At 55.9% G+C, this 5755-nt stretch carries 7 protein-coding genes; 1 reads left to right on the top strand and 6 read right to left on the bottom strand.

The annotated features are described in order from the left end of the window. The coding region (locus ACOCD2_RS11125) for a transposase (protein WP_293647644.1) at window positions 1–353 on the top strand (353 nt) is incomplete at its 5' end. A gap of 303 nt (window positions 354–656) precedes the next feature. On the opposite strand, the gene ACOCD2_RS11120 is transcribed toward ACOCD2_RS11125, so the two are convergent. From ACOCD2_RS11120 to ACOCD2_RS11095, 6 genes are read right to left on the bottom strand one after another with little or no spacing between them, the layout of a single operon-like run. Further along, a complete protein-coding gene (locus ACOCD2_RS11120) occupies window positions 657–1112 on the bottom strand; it encodes a type II toxin-antitoxin system death-on-curing family toxin (RefSeq protein ID WP_293647642.1) in 456 nt (151 codons plus the stop codon). Continuing rightward, on the bottom strand, window positions 1109–2128 hold the full coding sequence (locus tag ACOCD2_RS11115; protein ID WP_293647640.1) for a DNA-binding protein: 1020 nt from the start codon (window positions 2126–2128) through the stop codon (window positions 1109–1111). Before ACOCD2_RS11115 ends, ACOCD2_RS11120 begins: the two co-directional genes overlap by 4 nt. Before the next feature lie 22 nt (window positions 2129–2150). Beyond that, entirely contained in the window at window positions 2151–2771 is a 621-nt protein-coding gene (locus tag ACOCD2_RS11110; RefSeq protein WP_293647638.1) for a restriction endonuclease subunit S, read from the bottom strand. A 3-nt stretch (window positions 2772–2774) separates the two neighbouring features. After that, a complete protein-coding gene (locus ACOCD2_RS11105; protein WP_293647636.1) occupies window positions 2775–4256 on the bottom strand; it encodes a type I restriction-modification system subunit M in 1482 nt (493 codons plus the stop codon). A gap of 3 nt (window positions 4257–4259) precedes the next feature. Then, complete coding sequence (locus ACOCD2_RS11100; protein ID WP_293647634.1) at window positions 4260–4907, bottom strand: hypothetical protein; 648 nt, start codon at window positions 4905–4907, stop codon at window positions 4260–4262. A gap of 33 nt (window positions 4908–4940) precedes the next feature. Beyond that, window positions 4941–5621 (bottom strand): AAA family ATPase, encoded by a 681-nt coding sequence (locus ACOCD2_RS11095; protein WP_293672685.1) that lies wholly within the window; start codon window positions 5619–5621, stop codon window positions 4941–4943. Window positions 5622–5755: the final 134 nt, after the last annotated feature.

Here is a 5755-nt window from a genome sequence, read left to right as displayed (position 1 = left end):
ATCTTTACTGTGCCCGTGGCGAGATGGAGAACCGGATCAAGGAGCAGCAACTGGGACTGTTCGCCGATCGCACCAGCAGTGCCACCCTGCGGGCGAACCAACTGCGGCTGTACTTCTCTTCTTTCGCCTATGTCCTGCTGCATGGCCTGCGTCGGCTGGGGCTGACTGGTACGGCGTTTGCCAAGGCCCAGAGCACGACGATCCGCCTGAAACTGCTGAAAATCGGCGCCCGTCTGCGCCTGACAGCACGCAAAGTCTGGCTGTCCTTCTCGGAAGCATACCCCTACGCCAGCGACATCGCTCAGATCCTGGCCAATCTCAAGCAGCACCCTGCCTGGTCACCCCCTGGATAAACCCTATTACATCCGGCAACGTTGACACAACCGATCAGACTCCGGTGCTGAGGGGCCGGCGCGTCTGTTCCGTCGAAAAAACATCCTCCAGAGCCCCGGGAGAGCGAAAAACACGAGAATTACTTCTCTCGGCGAGTACCTTGGCACGAGAAATGGGCTATCAGGCTATCTTGGCCACGTCCCGGCGCCCAAAAACGCCGGAACTAGGGGATCGGTGAGCGATGCGGGCTAAAACTAGCTTGACGCTCGCTGAGTAACTTGCAAGTAACGTGACGGGCTCCAACCTTGCCTGTTCAAGGCCGATCACCCCTCCCCGTTATCTACAGAAATCGCATTGAGGATTTTTAGCTTCAAGGACTCTGATTCAAACTCATCGTCCAAAACGGCGGTGATTATCTCGCCCAGCAGGTTTTTATCTATAAGGCCAGCGGCGACGTGGTAGCTGATGTTTTCCATCTCGCGGATGAAGTTACCAGAGCAATACAGATAGCCATTCAACAGCAGCATCTGGGCGCATAGCGTGATGGCGATGCGCTTGTTGCCGTCTTCGAAGCTGTGGAATTTGCAGGCACCGAAGAAAAGATGCGTCAGCTTGTCGGCGAAGGTCGGGTAGTAATCGTCATTCTGGATGTGAGTGAGCACGCTCTCCAGCTTGCCCAGTTCCAGATACCCCATGGCCCCGCCGCCGCTCACCTCCACGGTCTTGTGGTGAATGTCGATGGCCTGTTCCAGGGTCAGATAGATGACCGGGGTGGTCATTCACGTTCCTTGAGGCGCTTCATCACGTCCTTGGCATCTTCCAGACGCTTGGCGAGTTCCTTGCTCTTCTCGCCCAGGAAGCGTTCGAACTCGTCTCTTTGCAGCGGGGTGACGTATTCTTCCAGCTGCTTGTGCAGTGCATCGCGGAAGGCCAAGTCACGGCTAGCCATCTTGTTACGCGCCCTCTCGATCAGTGGCTTCCAGTGAGGCAGTTTCTCGAACCGGTCAAAGATGGCATCCACCTCCCAGGCCGACAGCAAGTGCCCTTTCGCCTCCGACTCCTCCCGGATCATGGCCCCGATACCGCATTCATAGGAGGCCACCAGGTCCAGGATCTCCGAATAGAAGGTATCCCGCACCTTATCCTTTTCATGCAGTTTCAATATCTTACGGTAGGCCTGCGCCTTCTCCCGGAAGATGCTGACATAGATCTTGTCGGTGTAGAGGGGATACTTGAAGTTGCCGAGGGCGACGCAATCACGCAGGGCATCGGTAAACTGCTTGCGGTAGCTCTCCTCCTGGAACCAGGCGTGGACGAAGTCCTCATCGCGCTGGTTGATGTACTTGGTGCCGCCGCCGGTGCGCTGGTTGATGGTGTCGATGACGATGTCGAGGATCGCCTGGCGCAGCAGCCGCGCCCGCTCACTCTCCACCATCAGCATGGCCAGATTGAGGAAGGCACGGAAGTCGAAGATACCCAGCACCGTGGTTTTGGTAACGAAATCTGTTTCGTTAGCACCGCTCTCTGAAATCGCTTTTTTCAGCTCTTTCAGACGCTTACCGCGAAGCACCTCGTACCCGTTTCGGCGCAATTCATCGCTGAATTTCTCCAGATAGTTGTCCACCGTACGTGGTGTAACCTCAAAGAAGGCGGCGACCTGCTCCTTGAGCACCACACTGCGCCCCTCGAAGGGGATGCCCTGGATGTGGGTGGCCTGTTCGATCTCCCGCAGCGCAAAGGGGTTGTTGAGGATGTTCTGCCGCTGGGTGGAGGAGTTGGTCAGATCCTGGCTCATGGCGTAACTCCGGCTTGGGGCGTCATAGCTGCCCCCGGAATGCGGTATCCAGTAAGGATGACTTGAGGGCGATGAGCTGGCCGAGGCGCTCCTGGGTTTCGGCTTCGAGGGTGCGGGTACGCTCCGAGAGCGCGTCGAGCTTGGCAACGATGCGTTTTTGTTCGTTGAGGGGTGGCAGGGGGGTCTCAACGCTTTTGATATTGGTTTTGCTTACTTCCTTAAAGGTCGTTGAATTGCTGAGAGATGCAATTGCCTGGGTCTGTCGAACAAGTACATAAGCCAAGTACCGATTGTACAGCTCATCCGAACAAATGAAATTCGTAAACCCCTGGTTCGTTGCCAAGTCACAGCCCGCGATAGCGATCTTACCTATAGTGGCACGAGTGGAGTAAACAACAGCTCCCGCAGGCACCAAACGCGCGGAGCTTTTAGCCAACCCGTTTTTCGTAATCTTTTTCGATGAGTCCGAAATGTAGGTTAATTCACCAATCGCAGGTAAAACCGTTGGACTCAACCACACAACATCGCCACCCCAATACTCTGGCACTTTCGTTTTTGGCGTTCCGCCACCAACAACCTCTGTCACTGACGACAACGGTTGCCACTCCCACCCCTCCGGCAATTTATACAACTGCTGCTCCATCGCCTACTGCTCCCCCAGCAGTTCATCGATCTCGCCCAGCAGGTTGGTCACTGCCGCCTCTTTCTCCTGAATCAGCTCCAGGATCTTCCTTGGCGGTAGGTGTTCCACCTCGGTTTGTTTGGCCGGGTTTTTGGCGGAGAGGTCGTAGTCTTCCTTGAGCTTGTCCACCGGCACGGTCCAGGAGTGGTCGGTGGTCGTGCGTAGGGCGTACAGCTCAACAAACTCGGCCAGATGGCCATCGTTGAGCGGCTTGTTCTTGGTCAGCTTCTGTTCCGGTTCGCACTCGTAGAACCAGGTCTCGGTGGTGCCGCCGCTGCGCTCGAAGAAGATGACATTGGTCTTGACCCCCGAATAGGGCAGAAACACCCCGGCGGGCAGGCTGAGGATGGTGTGCAGGTTGAAGTGCTCCAGAAGCTCCTGCCTCACCTGGGTAAAGGCGCTGTTGGTCTGGAACAGTACGCCCTCCGGCACCACGATGGCGGCCTTGCCGCCGCTCTTGAGCGACTTCATGAAATGCTGCAGAAACAGTAGCTCGGTGGCGTTGCTCTGGATGGGGAAGTTCTGCTGGATCTGCGCCTTCTCCTTGCCGCCGAACGGCGGGTTGGCGAGGATGAGATCAAAGCGGTCCTTCTCCTGAATATCGCGAATGTTCTGGGTCAGCGTGTTCTGGCGGTAGAGGTTGGGCGACTCGATGCCATGCAGGATCATGTTCATCATGCCCATGACGTAGGCGAGCGTGGTCTTCTCATAGCCGTAGAAGGTCTGCTGCTGAATCTGATCCCACTGGCTGGTGGTGAGTTGCTGACGCCCGGCCTTCAGATGTTCAAAGGCCTCGATGAGGAAGCCGCAGGAACCGGCGGCGGCATCGTAGACACTCTGGCCCGGCTGCGGGTCAATCACCTGGACGATGGCCCGGATCAGTGAGCGTGGGGTATAGAACTCTCCGGCATAGCCACCAGCATCCCCCATGTTCTGCAACAGCCCCTCGTAGACCTGGGAGAGTTCAAACAGCTCGGTCTCCGACTGGAAATTGAGGGTGTCGATAATGTCGAGCACTTCGCGCAGGGTGTGGCCGGAGGCGATCTTGTTATCCAGGTATTCGAAGATCGCGCCAATCTTGTAGCGGAATGAGCCGGGATCGGCCTGGCTATCGTTGCGGAAGCCCTTGAGATAGGGAAAGAGTTCGCCGTTGACATACTCGCGCAGGTCGTCGCCGGTGCGGGCCTTCTGGATGTCCGGCTTGCCGTCCGGTGTCTTGGGGCAGGCCCAGTTTGACCAGCGGTACTCCTCATCCAGCACCGGGATGTAGTCGATACCGGAGAGGATCGCCTCATCCGCCTTCTCCGCCTTCTCCGCCTCGTAGTCATCGAGGAACTTGAGGAACAGAATCCAGGAGGTCTGCTCGGTGTAGTGCATGGCACCGGAGATGCCATCATCGCGGCGCAGGATGTCGGTGATACGGTCGATTTTTTGTTGTAGTGACATGGGCTAATTCAGTTTTCCAACGATGAAGTTGTACATGTTTTCGATGTCTTCGCTGATCTCTTCGGGTGGGATCAGGTCGATGTAGTCTTGGCGTTTCTGCACGCAGAGACCATCGGGGCCATTGATCAGCGGATTGATGGTGTCTTTTACTGCCAAGCGGCGGATACCGTCATTATCGCCGGGGTTGTTGGCAACAAGGTGGTGGACCTGAGCCAGTTCTGCATTGTTAATCTCTGCCAGCTTGCCGTGATGGTTTAACGCCGTGTGCGACGCCAGGTAGTTCTTGATTTCGCGGCGTTGCCAGGCGAGAAGATGAACTGAAACATTCGCCCCCTGCGGCCAGTGGATGGCGTTGATCTGTTCCCGGTATTGTTGTCCCCGTACTTTGACACCCGATTGCGGGTCCATATCGAGCGTGGCCTCATCACGGTCACAGATCAGAAATACCTGGGTTGTTGCCAGGGCGCACTCAACCTTGCTGAGATTTTCCGTCCACTGGATCTTGGCTTTGCCGAACGACTCGTTCTCATTTGCATAGCTGGACGACTTCTTGAAGGCATAGACACTATCCAACCGAGAGGTGTCCAGCCCTTTTCGGGCGGCAAGTCGCAGGAATATCTCCCAGTCGTTGTAATCATCCAGCAGTGCCATGTGGTCAATCTTGGCGCAAACCTCGTACTCCACCTAAGTGGCGCGAGAAAGGATGCTGAGACGAGCGATGAGCTGCTTGAGCTTGTCGTCATCTCGGATGTGTCCCTGCTCCACCACCTTGATGGCATGAAATTCATTGGCCGTAATCGAATCGAGCAGATGTGTTGTGGTGATGGCCCTACCCTTTAGCCGTTTCAGGATTCCCCAGAGACGATCAATGTTCTGGTAGTGCAGATGGGAGTCTGCCTCGTCGAGCAGGAACAGGGTGTTTTCGGCATCGAACAGATCGATGAGGGCGAAGAGGAACAGAAGCTGGTATTCACCGTCACTCAGCTGATCCAGCTCCAGTCCGCCTTTCAGGCTCAGTTTCAAGCCTTCCTTGTCGAGGAAATAGTTGTTATCTGCCGCCTGGGTGAAGAAGCTGACGGTGGGATCATCCTGAATCTGTTGTTGCGCCTGCTCTTCTCCATCCTCATCGTCTTCTGGGCGCTCGGATACATAGGAAGCGGCCAGTAGCCTTTGTGAACTCAATTCGACGGGACGTTTGCGCAGAGCTTGTTCAAAATCGTACTGCTCATCGACATTCTTTTCGATGAAACTGGCCAACGAGCGAAAATAGGGCGTGCTGCGCAGTGTTTCCAATTCACCCCGGGCCTCAGCCGCCAACGCCTCCTGTACGCGCTCTGCGTAGCGCCTATCCACCTTGAATTTCATGGTGAGGCGGGAGCTAGTGTAGTGTTGCATTTTGCTTGGAACTTAACCGGCGATTAGCACGAACAACTTTAGCCAAGATATCCTTAGCCTTGGCTGTCCAGATGAATGGCTTGGGTTTTTGGTTGTGTATGGCG

It is taken from the genome of Thiolapillus sp. (genome assembly GCF_048562965.1).
Classification (GTDB): domain Bacteria; phylum Pseudomonadota; class Gammaproteobacteria; order Chromatiales; family Chromatiaceae; genus Thiolapillus; species Thiolapillus brandeum_A.
Note: the sequence above shows the minus strand (reverse complement) of the source record. Positions and strands in the feature narration are given on the sequence as shown.

Bases quoted from the DNA above. Each gene is read 5' to 3' on its own strand.
- ACOCD2_RS11120 (WP_293647642.1), bottom strand. From the start codon at position 1,112: ATGACCACCCCGGTCATCTATCTGACCCTGGAACAGGCCATCGACATT.
- ACOCD2_RS11115 (WP_293647640.1), bottom strand. From the start codon at position 2,128: ATGAGCCAGGATCTGACCAACTCCTCCACCCAGCGGCAGAACATCCTC.
- ACOCD2_RS11110 (WP_293647638.1), bottom strand. From the start codon at position 2,771: ATGGAGCAGCAGTTGTATAAATTGCCGGAGGGGTGGGAGTGGCAACCG.
- ACOCD2_RS11105 (WP_293647636.1), bottom strand. From the start codon at position 4,256: ATGTCACTACAACAAAAAATCGACCGTATCACCGACATCCTGCGCCGC.
- ACOCD2_RS11100 (WP_293647634.1), bottom strand. From the start codon at position 4,907: ATGGCACTGCTGGATGATTACAACGACTGGGAGATATTCCTGCGACTT.
- ACOCD2_RS11095 (WP_293672685.1), bottom strand. From the start codon at position 5,621: ATGAAATTCAAGGTGGATAGGCGCTACGCAGAGCGCGTACAGGAGGCG.